Origin of the sequence: Solidesulfovibrio sp. DCME (assembly GCF_049995385.1) — a bacterium.
GTDB lineage: Bacteria > Desulfobacterota > Desulfovibrionia > Desulfovibrionales > Desulfovibrionaceae > Solidesulfovibrio.
Map to the genome: position 1 here is coordinate 734,820 of NZ_CP188261.1, position 15,569 is coordinate 750,388.

The 15,569-nt window shown below is 64.5% G+C and carries 17 protein-coding genes; 8 read left to right on the forward strand and 9 right to left on the reverse strand.

Going from position 1 to position 15,569, the window contains the following annotated elements; translation table 11 throughout:
- Positions 1–6 precede the first annotated feature (6 nt).
- Together ACP59X_RS03065 and ACP59X_RS03070 are read left to right on the forward strand one after the other, a co-directional pair.
- Entirely contained in the window at positions 7–333 is a 327-nt protein-coding gene (locus tag ACP59X_RS03065) for a hypothetical protein (protein WP_428564906.1), read from the forward strand.
- On the forward strand, positions 326–904 hold the full coding sequence (locus ACP59X_RS03070) for a WbuC family cupin fold metalloprotein (RefSeq protein ID WP_428564909.1): 579 nt from the start codon (positions 326–328) through the stop codon (positions 902–904). The genes ACP59X_RS03065 and ACP59X_RS03070 overlap by 8 nt, the downstream gene beginning before the upstream one ends.
- A 755-nt stretch (positions 905–1,659) precedes the next feature.
- On the opposite strand, the gene ACP59X_RS03075 is transcribed toward ACP59X_RS03070, so the two are convergent.
- A complete protein-coding gene (locus ACP59X_RS03075; RefSeq protein WP_428564912.1) occupies positions 1,660–2,385 on the reverse strand; it encodes a precorrin-8X methylmutase in 726 nt (241 codons plus the stop codon).
- A 148-nt stretch (positions 2,386–2,533) separates the two neighbouring features.
- On the opposite strand from ACP59X_RS03075, the gene ACP59X_RS03080 reads away from it, so the two are divergent.
- On the forward strand, positions 2,534–3,313 hold the full coding sequence (locus ACP59X_RS03080; RefSeq protein ID WP_428564915.1) for a DUF4198 domain-containing protein: 780 nt from the start codon (positions 2,534–2,536) through the stop codon (positions 3,311–3,313).
- A 4-nt stretch (positions 3,314–3,317) separates the two neighbouring features.
- Positions 3,318–3,839: a carboxypeptidase regulatory-like domain-containing protein gene (locus tag ACP59X_RS03085; RefSeq protein ID WP_428564918.1), complete on the forward strand. Its 522-nt coding sequence runs from the start codon at positions 3,318–3,320 to the stop codon at positions 3,837–3,839.
- A gap of 359 nt (positions 3,840–4,198) precedes the next feature.
- On the opposite strand, the gene ACP59X_RS03090 is transcribed toward ACP59X_RS03085, so the two are convergent.
- Positions 4,199–4,723, reverse strand: a complete 525-nt coding sequence (locus ACP59X_RS03090) for a PH domain-containing protein (RefSeq protein ID WP_428564921.1) — start codon at positions 4,721–4,723, stop codon at positions 4,199–4,201.
- Positions 4,724–4,919: 196 nt separating this feature from the next.
- Between ACP59X_RS03090 and ACP59X_RS03095 the strand changes: the two genes are divergently transcribed.
- Together ACP59X_RS03095 and ACP59X_RS03100 are read left to right on the forward strand one after the other, a co-directional pair.
- Complete coding sequence (locus tag ACP59X_RS03095; RefSeq protein ID WP_428564924.1) at positions 4,920–5,786, forward strand: DMT family transporter; 867 nt, start codon at positions 4,920–4,922, stop codon at positions 5,784–5,786.
- Between the two features lie 35 nt (positions 5,787–5,821).
- Positions 5,822–7,123 (forward strand): phenylacetate--CoA ligase family protein, encoded by a 1,302-nt coding sequence (locus tag ACP59X_RS03100; protein WP_428564927.1) that lies wholly within the window; start codon positions 5,822–5,824, stop codon positions 7,121–7,123.
- A 177-nt stretch (positions 7,124–7,300) separates the two neighbouring features.
- On the opposite strand, the gene ACP59X_RS03105 is transcribed toward ACP59X_RS03100, so the two are convergent.
- The 6 genes from ACP59X_RS03105 to ACP59X_RS03130 form a co-directional block, all read right to left on the reverse strand.
- Positions 7,301–8,065 carry a bestrophin-like domain gene (locus ACP59X_RS03105; RefSeq protein WP_428564930.1) on the reverse strand — a complete coding sequence of 255 codons (765 nt, stop codon included), beginning with the start codon at positions 8,063–8,065 and terminating at the stop codon, positions 7,301–7,303.
- Positions 8,066–8,216: 151 nt separating this feature from the next.
- A complete protein-coding gene (locus ACP59X_RS03110) occupies positions 8,217–8,909 on the reverse strand; it encodes a DUF1847 domain-containing protein (protein WP_428564933.1) in 693 nt (230 codons plus the stop codon).
- Between the two features lie 33 nt (positions 8,910–8,942).
- Positions 8,943–9,815: a hypothetical protein gene (locus ACP59X_RS03115; RefSeq protein ID WP_428564936.1), complete on the reverse strand. Its 873-nt coding sequence runs from the start codon at positions 9,813–9,815 to the stop codon at positions 8,943–8,945.
- A 169-nt stretch (positions 9,816–9,984) separates the two neighbouring features.
- The gene (locus tag ACP59X_RS03120; RefSeq protein WP_428564939.1) at positions 9,985–10,230 is read right to left on the reverse strand and encodes a Nif11-like leader peptide family natural product precursor; all 246 of its coding nucleotides are present in this window, start codon (positions 10,228–10,230) and stop codon (positions 9,985–9,987) included.
- Between the two features lie 112 nt (positions 10,231–10,342).
- Complete coding sequence (gene argC, locus ACP59X_RS03125; protein WP_428564946.1) at positions 10,343–11,395, reverse strand: N-acetyl-gamma-glutamyl-phosphate reductase; 1,053 nt, start codon at positions 11,393–11,395, stop codon at positions 10,343–10,345.
- A 15-nt stretch (positions 11,396–11,410) separates the two neighbouring features.
- The gene (locus ACP59X_RS03130; protein WP_428564949.1) at positions 11,411–11,713 is read right to left on the reverse strand and encodes a DUF1844 domain-containing protein; all 303 of its coding nucleotides are present in this window, start codon (positions 11,711–11,713) and stop codon (positions 11,411–11,413) included.
- A gap of 186 nt (positions 11,714–11,899) precedes the next feature.
- Between ACP59X_RS03130 and pyk the strand changes: the two genes are divergently transcribed.
- The gene (pyk, locus tag ACP59X_RS03135; protein ID WP_428564952.1) at positions 11,900–13,327 is read left to right on the forward strand and encodes a pyruvate kinase; all 1,428 of its coding nucleotides are present in this window, start codon (positions 11,900–11,902) and stop codon (positions 13,325–13,327) included.
- 76 nt (positions 13,328–13,403) lie between these two features.
- Positions 13,404–14,036, forward strand: coding sequence for a DUF4145 domain-containing protein (locus ACP59X_RS03140; RefSeq protein WP_428564955.1), 633 nt, complete (start codon positions 13,404–13,406; stop codon positions 14,034–14,036).
- 74 nt (positions 14,037–14,110) lie between these two features.
- On the opposite strand, the gene ACP59X_RS03145 is transcribed toward ACP59X_RS03140, so the two are convergent.
- Positions 14,111–15,496 carry an MFS transporter gene (locus ACP59X_RS03145; protein ID WP_428564958.1) on the reverse strand — a complete coding sequence of 462 codons (1,386 nt, stop codon included), beginning with the start codon at positions 15,494–15,496 and terminating at the stop codon, positions 14,111–14,113.
- Positions 15,497–15,569: the final 73 nt, after the last annotated feature.

Sequence of the window (15,569 nt, forward strand, 5' to 3'; positions counted from 1 at the left end):
TACGCCATGTCCGATCAGAAACAATGCTGCTGCGCCTGCGGCTCGTTTTCCCCTCTGACCTGGGCCGCCGTGGCCCTGGGCCTGCTGTTCGTGGTCTTCATGTTCATCGAGGCCACCACCATCCGCTGGTGGGTCATGCTGCCCCTGGCCATCGTCAGCTTCGCCTTCTTCAAGATCCAGCTCGGCCAGACCGAGGGCTTCGAGAAGAAAGTCTGCTGCTGGGGCTACTGGCTCGTCATCGTCGTCTTTTTGCTGCGCGACATGTGCCTGTCCGGCCAGGTCGTCGCCGCCTACCACCGGCTGATCGCCGCCGGCATTCCGCTGCATGGCTGAGAACGACCCGTCCCTGCCGCTGCGCCGCATCTCGCCCCTGGCCACCGTGGCCGAACCGGCCCGGTACGTGCTGGCGGATGCGGCGCTCGTGGCCCAGAAGTGCCGCGACGCCGCCGTCAACCCCAGGCGGCGCGAAATCCACTGCTTCCACACCCGCGACGCCGACCGGTTGCACCGCATGATCAACGCCCTGCAGCCCGGCACCTACGTGCGGCCCCACCGCCACCTCGACCCGCCCAAAGACGAAGCCTTCGTGCTGCTTAGCGGTAAAATGGGCTTTGTCTGCTTCCGCGACGACGGCACCTTCGATCGAAAAGATTGCGGCATCCTGGACCGCGACAGCGGCGTCTACGCCGTGGATATGCCGGCCGGCGGCTGGCACGCCATCCTGGCCCTGACCCCGGATACGGCGGTGTTCGAAATCAAGCCCGGCCCCTACAGCCCCATCGACGACAAGGATTTCGCCGTATTCGCTCCCCGGGAAGACGACCCGGGGGCGCTCGGCTACCTCAAGGCGACGGAAGACCGCTTTCGGGCGCTCATGGGCTTGCCGCCCAGGGACTGGGCCTAGTGCCGCCCAGGGACTGGGCCTAGCGGCAACGGGAGTGGGAAAAGAACCGGGGCTTTGCCCCAGACCCCACCGGGGCTTTGCCCCGGACCCCACCGGGGCTTTGCCCCGGACCCCACCGGGGCTTTGCCCCGGACCCCACCAAGGCTTCGCCCTGGACCCATCGGGGGGAGTCACTCCCCCCGAACCCCCCGTTCGGATGTGGCGGGCGGAAGGGGCTGCGGTCACCGAGGTGATGGGCGTGCGCGGCGCGAAGATGCGAGGCCGGAATTTCGCCTTTCGATGCCGTCGCTGCGCTCCCGGCTCGAAAGGCGAAATTCCGGCCTCGCCCAGCCGTCGGCCCTTCGGGCCGAGGGTTTTGGATTTTTTGCTTTGAAAGCCTCTTGAAAGTCGGCGATCCAGGACACCACCGCAAGGTGTGGAATTTATTGCTTTGAAAGCCTCTTGAAAGGCAATGGAGGTTGTTTCGCGGCGGTAATGCACGCCGTCCGGGCCGCCTCGGTTTTTTCTTCCCCCGCAGCGCTTCGCCAAGGAAGGGATCCCGACGCCAGAGATTGGCGCCAGTCAAAGGATTCCTATTCTTCCCCTGCGGCGCTTCGCCGCTGGCGCTCGTGGTCGCGGAAATGGGCCTGCCGTGCTGGCCGGCTTTGCGGCCAGTGTCGGCAGGCCCATTTCCGCGACCACCACGACCGACGCCCCGCCGCACACCATTCCCGACCTTGCCTCCACCCGCCCCGTCGGGGAGGTCCAGGAGGGGATCATCCCCTCCTGGCCGCCGGAGGCATCTTCTCCTGCTCCTTCTCCTGCTCCTTCTCCGGCATCTTCCCCTCTCCCTTGCCCGCCAACAAGATCGCCAACGCGTTGACCGTGGCCCCGGCCAGGGCCGAGCCGCCCTTGCGGCCGCTGACGCAGATCCAGGGCACGTCGGCCCGGGTCATGAGCAGCGCCTTGGATTCGGCGGCGTTGACGAAGCCCACGGGCATGCCGATGACCAGGGCCGGGGGCGGCGTGCCGGCGTCGAGGTGTTTGAGCAGGCGCAGCAGGGCGGTGGGGGCGTTGCCGATGGCCAGGATGAGCGGCCCGGGGAGGCTGGCCAGGGCCACGTCCATGGCGGCGGCGGCCCGGGTGCCGCCGCTTGCCTTGGCGGCGGCGACGACTTCGGGCTCGTTGAGCAGGCAGCGCACGCTGGCGCCGAAGGGGGTCAGCCGGCGCGTGGGGATGGCGCAGCGGGCCATTTCCGTGTCCGTGACGATGGTGGCCCCGACGTCGAGGGCGGACAGGCCCGCTTCCACCGCGCCTTCGGAGAAGCGGGCCAGGTCGAGCATTTCGAAATCGGCCGTGGTGTGGATGAGCCGGCGCACAATGGCCCATTTGTCGCCGGTGAAGGGGCGTGGTTCGGGGACTTCGGCGTCGATGATGGCAAGCGAGCGTTCCTCGATGGCGTCCGGCGCGCTGATGGGCAGGATGACCGGTGTTTCTGGCATGGCGTACCTCTTGCCCTATTCTATCCCGCTTTGGCGGCAGGGCCAAGGCGTCTTCGGGAAGAAAAACGGTGTTGACAATAGCACGAAAGAAAAATTAGTTAGATCTTCGGCATAAGAGTTCCATAACTTGAACCGGAGCTGGTGTGATATGATGCGGAAATCGTATTTCTTTCTGGTCCTTATGGGATGTTTGACCTGGGCCGGTGTCGGCGCGGCCTGGGCACACGAGATCGCGGTCAAGCCGGGGGAAGCGTCGGCCCAGGCCGGTAAGCCGGTGCCGTTTGGCATCCATTCCGCCCATGTGTTCATCATCAGCGAGGAGTTGGAGCCGGCGGCGGATGTGAAGGCCTTCGTCTGGGAAGGCGGCAAGGGGCAGGAAATCGCGCTGACCGCCGACGAGAAAGCCTTCACGTTCAATGGCGCGGCGACCTTTGCCAAGCCGGGCATGGGCATCATCCGTGTCCATCGTTTGCCGCAAGTCTGGACGTTCACCCCCGAGGGCGTCAAAAAGGGGACCAAGAAGGATTTTCCCGGGGCCACGAAAAGCAACAGCTATGAAAAGTTCGCCAAGGCCCTGGTGCCGGTCGGCGGGTCCACGGCCGGGTTCGACGCCGTGGTCGGCGACAAGCTGGAGCTCGTGCCCCTGACCGACCCGGCCAAGGTGGCGGTGGGCCAGGACATGGACGTGAAGGTGCTTTTGGGCGGCAAGCCCACGCCGGCCGAGGTGCTGGCGACCTATGATGGGTTTACCGGGACGCCCAATTCCTACGCCTATTACACCGAAACCGACGACAACGGCCTGGCCAAGATACGGATCAGCCATCCGGGGCTGTGGATGGTGCGCACCGAGGCCAAGTCCGCGGCGCCGGCCGGCGGGGCCGTGGAGCAGGAAGTGCTGCGGGCCACGCTGACCTTTTTCGTGAAGTAGCGGCATGTTACGGGTTTTCGCGGTGGCCGCCCTGGCGGCGGCGATGGTCGGGCACCCCATCGTCGCCTGCGCCCATGGCGTTGGTTCTCGCGAAATGGACCCGGGCGCGGCCAGGGCCATGGAATTCCTCTACGCCGACGGGGAACCCATGGCCTTTGCCCAGGTCCAGGTGACGGCTCCGGGAGGGAGTGTGCATCAAAGCGCGCGCACCGACGCCCGGGGCCGTTTCGCCTTTGTGCCGGACGGGCCGGGGCAATGGAGCGTGGCCGCATCCGACGGCCAGGGGCACCGGGCCGTGGCCGCAGTGGCGGTCGCTGCCCAAGGGCCGGCTCTCGATACCGGGCCGGCGACCGATAGCGGGTCGGCTCCCGCCACTGGGCCGGGCGCGGCGCCGGAAGGCCGGTCCGCCACGGGCGTGGGGCCGGGACCGGTCCAGGTCGCCTTGGGGCTGAGCCTTTTGGCCAACCTCTTTTTGCTGGCCGCGCTGTTCAAACGACGCCGGGCCGCGCCTGCGGGCCGACGGTAGCTTTCCCATCCCCTGATCCGACCGGAGCGTCCGGGAGCGAGGCCCGGGCGCTCCGGTTTTTTTGGGGCGGGAGGTCAAATTTGATCTTGATTGTTATTTTCAATTAGCCTAGACAGGATGGCGACGACGCCGACACGGCCGGCGCGCGTCGGGGACGGGGCCTTGTCCGATGGCGTTCGGGCGCGGCCCGGTCCCGAGAACGAAAGGAACCGGCGACGCCGGAGTGCCACAGAGCGCATCCCACACAACCTCCATAACCCCAAACCCCACGACGGCGGCCGCCTCCCCAGCCACGGGAGGCGGCCGTTGGTCGTTGGCGGCCAGGGGCGGGAATGGCGGGATGGTTTACCGGGAAACGGTCAGATGGCCGGGGGGGCGGGCGGTTTTCGCTGCGGCAGTGAGGTCGGGGTCGTTTCCCGCTCGGCCGCGTGGCGCAGGGCTTCGAGAAACCGCCCGGGGTCGCCGGGGCTGACCACCACGGCGAAGCCCTGGCGGGTGGGGATGTAGACGGCCCGGCTTTTGTCCGTGACGAACACCAGGGCCTTTTCGCCGTCGCCCAGGCGAAACCAGCCGGCGGCCAGCCCCGGCATGCCGATGCCATTGGTGCGCCATTTGAGGCTTTTGGGCCCGGCCTGGCCGAGGTCCACGGGCCTGGCCGCGCCGGCATCCACGTCCGCGAGCGGGATGTCGCGGCCGTAGACCGAGCCGCGCACCACGAGCGTGCCGTCCCGCAGGGCGACCTCGGCATTGGCCGCGCCCCGGATCATGGCGTGGAGAAAGAAAAACAGGGCCACCCACAACACGAGCAGGCCGCCGAACAGGGCCGACAGCCAGCCGGTTTTGAGGGCGCTTTGGGCCATGGGAAAGACCTGTCCCCATTCCATGCGTCGCACTCCGTGCCTTTGCGCGCGGCCGTTTCCGGCGCGCGGACGGGGGTTGGACATCGGTAAGCCCTACCACGGCCCCTGGCGCTACGCCAGTGGGGGGTGGCAAGACCGCCACAGCTCTTGGCGCCGCGCCAGTCGGGGGGCGGCAAGCGGCTTGCCGGGGACGGCGTTGCCGGCTAGGGTGACGACCCTCATGAACTGGTTTGTGCTTTCCTGCGTCACGGCGCTCACCCAGGCGGTCAAGGACACCTTCCTCAAGCGCTCCCTCAACGCCATGGACGCGGCCATGGGCATGCTGGGCTATTGCCTGGCCGCCTCGGCCTGCCTGTGGCTGGCCGTGGCCGCCGGCCCCCCCGTGACCCTGCGCCCGGGCTACTGGTGGCTGCTGCTGCTGGGCGGGGTGCTGGGCGGGGTCACCTACTGGCTGTACGGCCTGGCCCTCAAGGCCGGCGACCTTTCCCTGACGTTGCCCATGCTGGCCTTCACGCCGCTTTTCCTGCTTGTCACCTCGCCCCTGACCGTGGGCGAATTCCCGGAACCGGGGGGGCTTTGCGGCATCGCCCTGGTCGTTGGCGGGGCCTATGTCCTCAATCTCCGGGAACGCCGCCACGGGCTGTTGGGGCCGATCCGGGCGCTTGTCACCAACGCCGGCTCGCGGCTGATGCTGGCCGTGGCCGTGATCTGGAGCATCGGCGCCAATATCGACAAGCTGGGGCTGGCCGAGTCCTCGCCGCTTTTCTGGGGCGCCTCGGTCTACACCGCCACCACCCTGGCCCTGGCCGTGGGGATGGCGCGCCGTTGGCCGGCCCCGCCGGGCCGTTTTTTCCGGGTGACCTGGCCCCTGGCCGTGGCCGGGCTGCTCGAAGCCGTGGGCATCGTCTGCCAGATGCAGGCCTTGCCGCTGACGCAAGTGTCCTATGTCATAGCCGTCAAGCGCCTGAGCATCGTCTTCGGCGTGCTTTTGGGCGCGGCGGTCTTTCGCGAGCCCGACCTGCGCCATCGCCTGCCCGGGGCGCTTTTGATGGTTGCGGGCGTTTTCTTTATCGCGGTTTTCGGATAAAAGCCCCAACCGATCTTGCATTCCCGGAGCCCTCCATGAGCCGTTACCGCTTTTTACCGGAACCGACCCCCGAACAACTCGCCGCCATCCAGACCGACGGCCTCAACTGGACCTGCCGCCACGCCTTTGCCGGCAGCCCCGTCTACCGCGAACGCCTGGGCGCGGCCGGATACGACCCCGGCGCGAGCCTGTCCCTGGACGACCTGACCAGGCTGCCCCTGACCACGGTGGAGGACCTGCGCCAGGGCTACCCCTTGCCGCTTTTAAGCGTGCCCGAGGAGCGGGTGGTGCGCATCCACGCCTCCTCCGGCACCACGGGCAAGCGCAAGATCCTGGCCTACACGCAAAACGACATCGACACCTGGAAGGACATGTTCGCCCGCTGTTACGAGTTGGCCGGGCTGACCCTCCTCGATCGGGTGCAGATCGCCGTGGGTTACGGCCTGTGGACGGCCGGGGCGGGTTTCCAGCTGGGCTGCGAGCGCTTCGGGGCCATGGCCCTGCCGGTCGGGCCCGGCAACATGGAAATCCATTTGCAGTTGCTCGAGGACATGGGCGCCACCTGTCTGTGCTCCACGGCCTCCATGGCCCTGCTCCTGGCCGAGGAAGTCCACAAGCGCGACATGCGCAAGCGCCTGAAGCTCAAAAAAGTGATTTTCGGGGCCGAGACCCACACCGACAAGATGCGCCGGCGCTTCGAGAAGTGGCTGGGCATCGAAGACAGCTTCGACATCACGGGCATGACCGAGCTCTACGGCCCGGGCGCCGGCCTGGAATGCGCGGCCCACGCCGGCATCCACTACTGGGCCGACAAGTTCATCCTGGAGGTCCTCGACCCCGTGACCTTGCAGCCGGTGGGGCCGGACGAGGTGGGCGAGATGGTGGTGACGAGCCTGTGCAAGGAGGCCGTGCCGCTGATCCGCTACCGTACCCGCGACCTGACGCGGCTTTTGCCCGAGCCGTGCCCGTGCGGCCTGTCCTTGCCGCGCCATGACCGCATTCTCGGCCGTTCCGACGACATGTTCATTTTCCGGGGCGTCAACATCTACCCCGGCCAGATCGCCAGCGTCCTGGAACAGTTCCGCGACGTGGACAGCGAATTCCAGATCCGCCTGCTGCGCCGCGACGGCCGCGACCAGATGGTGGTCAAGGTCGAGCGCAAGCCCACGGCCAGCGAGGACATGGACCAGAACCTGTCCGAAGCCATCTCCATCGAAATGCGCAAGCACCTGTTCGTGCGCGGCGTGGTGCACATCCTGCCGCCCGGCAGTCTGCCCCGCAGCTTCGGCAAGACCAAGCGCGTCCTCGACGACCGCAACGGCCTGGGCGAGGACTGAGCCAGGCCCGCCGCCGCCATTTTCTTCGCTGACGTAAAACGCCCCTCGTCCGGTCCGCCGGCGGGGGGCGTTTTGGCAGGCAATTGGGCGGCCGGGAGTGGGTGTTCGCGCCTGTCGGACCACCGGCCCTTGCTGGCCGGGACACACTTTCGCACGCCAAGTCGCCGGGCCGGCCGGCTAGTTCCCGGCGAGCGCGGTCGCCCGCTGCAGGGCGTAGTCAAAGGTCGTGGTGTCGATGTTGACGATGCCGACGAACGGCGTGTTGAGGTCCACGATGACGGTGATGACCAGGATGATGATGACGAACATGGGCAGCTCGAAGGCCAGCTGGGTTTTCCGGTTGGCCACGCGGGTGAGCCAGGTCTTGATCAGCATGACGTAGTAGCCGAGCACGATGAGCGTGAAGATCATCGGGTGCAGGTTTTCCTTGGCCTTGATGCGCCGGGTCAACCGGCTTTTGGTGATGTCCTCCAGGTTGCCGAGGACCAGCCGGTGGATGTTCTCCTCGTTCTTGCTGCCGAGCTTGATGGCGTAGGCCGCGTTCCACAAGCCGTCGAAGGCCGCGGCCGCCCGGGGCGACATCTTCCCCGCCTGCATGGCCGGCAAATCGTCCTCCACCACGGCCTTGGCGTAGGTGGCCAGGGCCTGCTGCATGGGCCGGGCGTCGGTGATGCCGTTTAAAAGCCTTGCCGTGGAGACGATGGCCTCGGATTCCTTGCGGGTGTCGTCCTGGACGGTGTTGAAGTTCACAAGCAGCGTGACCAGGGCCATGCTGAGGAAGATGGAATAGAGCGAATTGAACAGGCTGTAGTTGGAGATGGTTTCCGACAGGTTCTGGATGGGCGGCGCGTTCCTGCGGTAGCTGTAGACCATGTAGGCCAGGGTCGGCAGGCCCAGCAGAACGATGATCGATGTTTCGCTGTACCAGAAAAGATTGTCCATGGCGGCGCGGCCTCGTGCGTCCAGCGGTTGCCGGCGGGGTTATGGTGTCCTCGTGTCGCGTCCTCGAAAAGGAGGGAAGCGTGTTCAGGTAGGTTCCCTGAGGATGATTGTTGTTTCTCGAAAATGCTATTGCATTGTTTAGGCCGAAAAACTAGGGCAAGGGCTTTTTGAGGTACCGGTAATAACTGTCGTACTGGGAGATGGCGCCGAGGGGATTGTGGCCGAAGACCCGGTCCTTGACGGCGAGCACCGTGCCCATGGCCGCGGCGTGCTTGAAAAAAAGCGAGTCGTGCCCCACGCACAGCCCCAGCAGGATGTTGAAGTCCGTGTCCGCCGCATTGACGGTCAGGGCCTGCATGACCGGGTTGCACATGGTCTCGTGGGAAGCGCCGGGGTCGACCTGGTCGGCCGGTTCGATGCCAAGCGCCGCCTTGGGCACGCCGCCGACCTTGCAGGACACCGAGGCCACCGCGAAGCCGTTTGTGGCCAGGATCTCGTGCACCACGGCCGCTTCCTGGCGAAGGCCCACGCAAAATACCAGGCCCAGGCGGGCGTAGCCCAGGCGCCGGGCGAATTCCACAATCTCGACGATGCGCGGTTTGACGGTGCGCACGGCGTCGTAGCCGGCCTCGCGCCCGGCGTAGCAGGCCGCCTCCTGGACCGAGGCCGCCTTGGCGAAGGCAGCGAGTTCCGGCGCGGTGGTGCGTTCCACGGCCTGGCCGGCCAATTCGCGCAGCCGCAGCGACGGGCAGTTCTTGGGCGCCTTGCCCTTGCCCGTGCGGCAGTAGCGTTCGGACCAGTCGAAGGGGCACAGGGCGCATTGGGGAAGCGGGAAATCGGGCATGGCGGCAACGTGCTCGTTTATGATTTCAATTGGTTATGAGCCGAACTTGCCATAGCTGTTTTGCCGGCTGAACAACAGGACGAACCGGGAGCCGTTTCCCGTGTGGGGGATGTAGATGTAGAATTGATCGTCGCGGAAGGTGAAATGTTGCAGGCTATCGACATTTTCTCCGGAAAAGAAACGTTTGAGGTACTCGCAGTCCAGGCCTTTCGTGCATTTGAAATACTGCGGCGAATAGGTGTTCTTCTCCAGGTTGCCCTGGAAGGAGCCGCCTATTTCGTAGAGGGCCAGCTTGTTGTCGAACTTGCCGGCATAGATGATCGTCAGCCGCGGCAGGTCGCGGCGCTGTTGCTCCAGGAAGGTGCGGATGTTGTACAATTCCTTGAAATCAGCCGGCTTGTCAGATGTCAGCAAGGCGCCGGCCTTTTCCAGGAGGTCGCCGTTTTGTTGCAGCACTTCATTGGCCTGGGACCGTACGACCGCAAGGTATCGTTGTTTGGATACATACGTTCCGGCAAAAATAATGCCGACCAACAGGAAGGCCGTGGCAAGAAAGACAAGGCCCCATTTCTTCAAGGAACGACGGTGGGCGCTTGCTCTCGCTTGGGCGCTGGTGCCGTCGTCGGCCAGACGGTTGCTGGGGGCATCCTTGTCCAGTTCGGCAATTTTCGCTTCGGCGATCAGATTGATGCTGGTGGCAACATTGAAGAGGACGAGGACGGCCACAACGCCGATGAGTCCGAAGAAAGAGGCGATGAGGAACGAAGATGTGGCTTGCTGGAAAGGGTTAATTTTCAAACCGGTGCAGAGGACCAGCACGAATATCCCGAGCAGGAAGACGAAGACGACAAACGTCAGCAGGGAAAAAGTCAGTTTGGAAAGCTGAATTTTCGTTTGCAGGCGCATGATTTCTTCTTGTGGCGGTCCGCTCGGGTTTGGTTGTTTCGCTCATCCTCATTGTTGCGGCCGGGCTTCGTTGCCGTCCCCGGCCGCTGCCTTGTGGCGCCTTGTCGGTTGGTGGCCGGGCTTGGGCATTACGGCCTGGTCCCTGCCTGTGAAGCGGTCGTGAAGCGGCCTAGCTGCGGCGCAGGTAGTTCCACCAGTCGCGGAATGCGAAGAAGCGTTCGGCCTCTTCGTGGGTCTGGCACTTGACGTGGAGCACGCTTTCCATCTCGTCGAATTCGACGTCGGTAAAAAAAAGCCCGGCCTCGCGCAGCACGGCGTCGCGGCCCTCGGGCCCTTCGGCGGCATAGAGCCTGCCGCGCAACGCCTTGTCCGTATCGAACCGCTCGTACAGCTTGCGGACATTGTCCAGCGTCATGTTTTCTCCCAATCCCCCCTTTGAAAGTTTTTTGGAAAGGAGGGGTGTGGGGAGGAAAACCTTTTTTTCAAAAAAGGTTTTCCTCCCCACATCTTTTCTCTTCGCTTCCGTCCTAGGGCATCAGCGGGGCCAGGTGCAGGCCGGTATCCCGGGGCAGGCCGGTCATGAGGTTGGCGCAGGCCACGGCCTGGCCCGAGGCGCCCCGGCAGAGGTTGTCGATGGCCGAGACGATGAGCAGCCGCTTGGTGCGCGGGTCGATCACCAGGCCGATATCGCAAAACATGGTGCCGCGCACGAAACGCGTCTCGGGCAGCTTGCCCAGCGGCAAAACGCGCACCCAGGACTGGTCGGCGTAGTGCTTGGCGTACAGGGCGTGGACCTCCTCCACCGAGGCCTCCCGCGTCAGGTGGGTGTAGATCGTGGAGAGGATGCCCCGGTCGATGGGCAGCAAGTGCGGGTTGAAGGACACGGTGATGCCCGCGCCGGCGATCTTCGAGAGCTCCTGCTCGATTTCCGGGGTGTGGCGGTGCTTGCCCAGGTTGTAGGCCCGGAAGGTGTCGTGGACCTCGCAGAAAAGCGTGGGCACGGCGGCCTTGCGCCCGGCGCCCGAGGCGCCGGACTTGCTGTCGGCCACGATGCCGTCGGCCTCCACCAGCCCGGCGGCAAGCGCCGGGGCCAGGCCCAGGATGACGGAGGTCGGATAGCAGCCCGGGTTGGCCACGAGCCTGGCCTTCTTGATGGCCGGGCCGTACAGCTCGGGCAGGCCGTAGACGGCCTCGGCCAGCAGGTGCGCATGGCGATGCTCCAGGCCGTACCAGGCGGCGTAGACGTCCTTGTCGGCCAGGCGGAAGTCGGCGGACAGGTCCACGACCGACAGGCCGGCGGCGAGCAGCTCGGCGGCGTAGTCCATGGCCGCGCCGTGGGGCACGGCCAAAAAGACCAGCTTGCAGGCCCCGGCCAGGTCGGCGGCGTCGGGTTCGGTCAGGCGCACGTCGCCGGCCATGAATCCCTGGAGAAAGGGGTAGAGGGCGTAGAGCGGCTTGCCGGCCTCGGTGCGCGAGGTGGCGCGCACGAGCTTGAGGATCGGGTGGACGGCCAGGATCCGGGCCAGCTCCATGCCGGTGTAGCCGGTGACGCCGACAAGGCCGACGGGAATGGTTTGCATGGCGATCTCCGGAGGTTATTGCTTTTTGACGTAGGCCATGCGCAGTTCGCACAGGATGGTCTCGAGGACCTCGCGCTCCTCGCCGCCGAGGTTGCCGCGCGTCTTGCAGTCGAGCATGGCCAGGATGTCGATGGTGTGCTTGGCCTGGGGAAGGTTCTGCATGTATTCGCCCGACTCCGGATCCGGGGTCTCGCCCATGAGCACCATGGCCGACTGGGCCAGGGACAGGACGAAGGTGATGAAGGACGCGGGCGGGAAGCAGGGTTCCTGGCCCGGGCGGGATTCCTTGCAGGTCCCGCTTTTCGTGTCGCTGCCCATGAAACGTTTTCCTCCTTGCGGCATGCCTTCGGCCTTGTCCAAAACGCGCGCCCTCGATAGACAGGAACGTGTCGCGAAACGGCAACCAGCCGGGGATTAGCCTATCGCAAACCCGTCCGGCATGCATCCGCTTTTTCCCTGACCGGGGTGGGCGGCGGGCCGGAATTGCCCCGTGGAGGCAACCACATGCATACGAAGATCGTGGCCACCTTGGGTCCCGCGTCGCTGAAACCCGAAACCATGCGCCAGATGGTGCGGCACGGCGTGCGCATTTTCCGCCTCAACTTCTCCCACGCCGACGCGGCCTATTTCGAGCCCGTCATCAAGACCATCCGTGGCCTGGAGGGCGAGTTCGGCATTCCGCTGACCGCCCTGGCCGACCTGTGCGGCCCGAAAACCCGCATCGGTGAGGTGGCCGATTCGCCGCGCACCGTGGACAAGGGCGAGAGCCTGCTGCTGGGCCTGCCCGACGAGCGGCCCGACCCGGCCAAGGACGAGCGCGTGTTCGTCTCCCTGGCCATGCCCGAGCTGCTGGCCGGGCTGCGCGTGGGCATGCCGGTCAATTTGAGCGACGGGCTGCTCCAGTTCTACGTCACCCGCGAGATCAAGGCCGACCGGCTCTACGAGATCGAGGCCCAGAACGCCGGGCTTTTGTCCTCCAACAAGGGCATTGCCTTCCCGGGCAAGCACCATCCGCTGCCGGCGCTGACACCCAAGGATATCAAGGACCTCCACGAAGGCATCGACGTGGGCGTGGACGCCGTGGCCATCTCGTTCGTGCAAAACGCCGGCGACGTGGCCATGACCAAGGACGAGATCAAAAAGCACGGCGTCTGGCTGCCGGTGGTGTCCAAGCTCGAGCGCCAAAACGCCGTGGACAACCTCGACGAGATCCTCAAGATCACGGACGCGGTCATGGTGGCCCGCGGCGACCTCGGCCTGGAGTGCCCCATCCCGCAACTGCCCATCATCCAGAAAAAGATCATCCGGGCCTGCCGCCATGCCCAGCGGCCGGTCATCGTGGCCACACAAATGTTGCTGTCCATGGTGAAAAACCCGATCCCCACCCGGGCCGAGTCCACGGACGTGGCCAACGCCATCCTGGACGGGGCGGACTGCGTCATGCTCTCCGAGGAGACGGCCGTGGGCGACCATGTGGTGGAGACGGTGCGGGTGATGCGGGAGATTTCCGACAACGCCCTGGACTACTACCTGGAGCGCATCCCCTCGCCGTACGCGCCCAAACGGGAGAAAAACCCGGGCAAGTTCGTGGCCTATTCGGCCTGCCTCATCGCCGACAACATGGAAGGCCGGTCCATCGTCTGCCACACCGTCAGCGGCTACAACGCCCGGATCACCTCCAGCCGGCGGCCGCGCCAGCAGATCTTCGGGGTGACCCCGGATCCGCGCGTGCAGCACTTCCTCAATTTCGCCTGGGGGGTGCGGCCGCGCCTGATCGACGGCACGGGCGGCGACCACATCGCCACGGTGGAGGAATTCGTGCGCAACTGCCCGGACATCGCGCCCGGCGAACCGGTGGTCATCACCGCCGGCCGGCCCACGCCCGGCAACGAACGGCCGGGCACCAACGAAGTTAAGATTTATTACAAGTAGTATTCATATAGGCAGAAGGAGGATGTGGAAATCCTCCTTCTGCCATAGTCTTTAAATAATAGGGCATTGGATTGATATGCAAGTCAAGTATTATATGCCAAGTTTTGGTGCGGATCATTTTAATTGTCCTCATTGCAATGTTTATTCGGCTCAAGATTGGTTTGATCTGTTTCTGCGAGGAGGTGGTTATGTCAATGCAGATTTTTTGAAGATTTGTTATTGTGAGCATTGTGGAAATCAGACTGTCTGGATTAATAAAAAATGTTGTTACCCTGATATAAAATATATTGCTCATTGCCATGCGGAAATGCCTGCTGAACTGGTTGCTGATTATGATGAGGCTGCTGCTGTTTATTCTGTTTCGCCAAAGTCGTCAGCTGCATTGCTCAGGTTGTTGTTGCAAAAGTTGCTGATCTTTCTCGGTGAAAGCGGGAAGAATATAAACAAAGATATCCAAAGTTTAGTTGGAAAAGGCTTGCCGCAAGAAGTTCAAATGGCTTTGGATGTCTGTCGTGTTGTGGGAAACTGTGCTGTTCATCCTGGTGAAATTGATGTGAATGATTCAAGTGAATTGGTTCTTGGATTGTTTCAACTGATAAACTTCATAGTTGAAGAGCGGGTTGCTCGTCCAAGAAGGATAAAAAATATGTATGATTCTTTGCCTGTAAATGCGTTGAAAGGAATTGATGAGAGAGATGGTAAGAAGTGATCTGAGCTTGTGTGCCATAGCAGGTTTTCATCTTTGAGGCGTATGAAAGTAGCGCTAGTTTCTTTTTTGGAAGATTAATTTTTATTTTTCCCCCGCCAAAACGACAAAATCACCCCCAGGCACGAGAACACGGCGAAAGCCGCCAGGCCCAGGCGCATGCTGCGTAAAAACGCCGGCAGGGTTTCGGCCGTGATGACCGCGTCGCCCATGAGCAGCGAAAAGATCAGCGTCACCGTGGTCATGGACACGGCCATGCCGAGTGTGCGCATGGCCGCGATCATGCCCGAGGCCAGGCCGAACTGGCGCTTTGGCACGCTGCCCATGATGGCCGTGGAATTGGGCGTGATGAAGATGCCGAAACCCAGGCCGATGACCATGAGCAGTACGACGAGCAGCCAGATGGGCGTGGCGGCGCTGACCGTAACCGCCGCTGCCAGCAGCCCGGCGCTGCTTACGAGCATGCCGATCGTGGCCAGCTTCTCGGCGGCGAAGCGCTCGGTCAGCCGGCCGGCGATGGGCGAGGCCACCACCTGTAGGATGGGCTGGAACAGCAGCACGAAGCCGGCGGTGCGCGGCGGCAGGCCCTTGGCGTATTGCAGGTACAGGCTCATGAGGAAGGTGATGCCGAAGGTGGCGGCGTAGTTGCCGAGCGCCGCCAGGCAGCTCAGGGTGAAAAAGCGGTTTTTGGCCAACAGGTGCATGTCGAGCAGGGCGCAGCGGGTCCTGGCCTGCAGGCGCAGGAAAATGGCCAGCCCGAGCAGCCCCCCGGCCAGCATGGCCGGCCCCAGGGGCAGTTCCCGGGCATGGGCCGCCCCCAGCATGAAAAGCCCGACACTGGCCGCGTAAAAGGCCCCGCCCCGCCAGTCCATGCGCTCGCCCGAGGCGTTTTTCGGCCCCTCGCGCATGCCGAAAAGGCACATGGCCGTGGCCGCCAGGCCCAGGGGCGCGGACATCAAGAAGACGTAGCGCCAGCCGAGATGCCCGGTCACGTAGCCGCCGAGCACCGGCCCCACGGACAGGCCGGCGTAGGTGCAGGCCGAAACGAGGCCGATCTTGCGCCCCCGCATCTCGGGCGGATAGGCCGCCGCCACCAGGGCCAGGGACCCGGACAGCATCATGCAGGCGCCCATCCCCTGGAAAAAGCGCTGGACGAGCACCATCTCCACCGAGCGGGTAAACCCCAGCGAACAGGTCAGCGCCGTGAACATGGCCAGCCCGGGCAACAGCACCCGGCGCTGGCCGACGATGTCGCCGTAGCGCCCGAAGGCCAGCATGCCCATGGCCAGGGACACGACGTAGAGCTGTTCGATGAGCCCGAGTTGCATGGCCGTGGCCCCGAGGTCGCGGCCAAGGGACGGCAGGGCCACCCCCACCGAGGTGAGCATGAACGGGGCCATGAACTGGGCGATGCAGACCGTGACGAGGACCATGGCCGGCGAACCGGCGGAAGCAAACGGCATAGGGTGTCCTGGAAGGGCTTGGCGGTTTCGGGCCGCCGGGTTCGGGGTGTCGCGATCCCTCCCGTTTCCGCCC

Coding starts and splice junctions, on each gene's coding strand:
- ACP59X_RS03065 (WP_428564906.1), top strand. CDS start 7: ATGTCCGATCAGAAACAATGCTGCTGCGCCTGCGGCTCGTTTTCCCCT.
- ACP59X_RS03070 (WP_428564909.1), top strand. CDS start 326: ATGGCTGAGAACGACCCGTCCCTGCCGCTGCGCCGCATCTCGCCCCTG.
- ACP59X_RS03075 (WP_428564912.1), bottom strand. CDS start 2,385: ATGCCAGAAACACCGGTCATCCTGCCCATCAGCGCGCCGGACGCCATC.
- ACP59X_RS03080 (WP_428564915.1), top strand. CDS start 2,534: ATGATGCGGAAATCGTATTTCTTTCTGGTCCTTATGGGATGTTTGACC.
- ACP59X_RS03085 (WP_428564918.1), top strand. CDS start 3,318: ATGTTACGGGTTTTCGCGGTGGCCGCCCTGGCGGCGGCGATGGTCGGG.
- ACP59X_RS03090 (WP_428564921.1), bottom strand. CDS start 4,723: ATGGAATGGGGACAGGTCTTTCCCATGGCCCAAAGCGCCCTCAAAACC.
- ACP59X_RS03095 (WP_428564924.1), top strand. CDS start 4,920: ATGAACTGGTTTGTGCTTTCCTGCGTCACGGCGCTCACCCAGGCGGTC.
- ACP59X_RS03100 (WP_428564927.1), top strand. CDS start 5,822: ATGAGCCGTTACCGCTTTTTACCGGAACCGACCCCCGAACAACTCGCC.
- ACP59X_RS03105 (WP_428564930.1), bottom strand. CDS start 8,065: ATGGACAATCTTTTCTGGTACAGCGAAACATCGATCATCGTTCTGCTG.
- ACP59X_RS03110 (WP_428564933.1), bottom strand. CDS start 8,909: ATGCCCGATTTCCCGCTTCCCCAATGCGCCCTGTGCCCCTTCGACTGG.
- ACP59X_RS03115 (WP_428564936.1), bottom strand. CDS start 9,815: ATGCGCCTGCAAACGAAAATTCAGCTTTCCAAACTGACTTTTTCCCTG.
- ACP59X_RS03120 (WP_428564939.1), bottom strand. CDS start 10,230: ATGACGCTGGACAATGTCCGCAAGCTGTACGAGCGGTTCGATACGGAC.
- argC (WP_428564946.1), bottom strand. CDS start 11,395: ATGCAAACCATTCCCGTCGGCCTTGTCGGCGTCACCGGCTACACCGGC.
- ACP59X_RS03130 (WP_428564949.1), bottom strand. CDS start 11,713: ATGGGCAGCGACACGAAAAGCGGGACCTGCAAGGAATCCCGCCCGGGC.
- pyk (WP_428564952.1), top strand. CDS start 11,900: ATGCATACGAAGATCGTGGCCACCTTGGGTCCCGCGTCGCTGAAACCC.
- ACP59X_RS03140 (WP_428564955.1), top strand. CDS start 13,404: ATGCAAGTCAAGTATTATATGCCAAGTTTTGGTGCGGATCATTTTAAT.
- ACP59X_RS03145 (WP_428564958.1), bottom strand. CDS start 15,496: ATGCCGTTTGCTTCCGCCGGTTCGCCGGCCATGGTCCTCGTCACGGTC.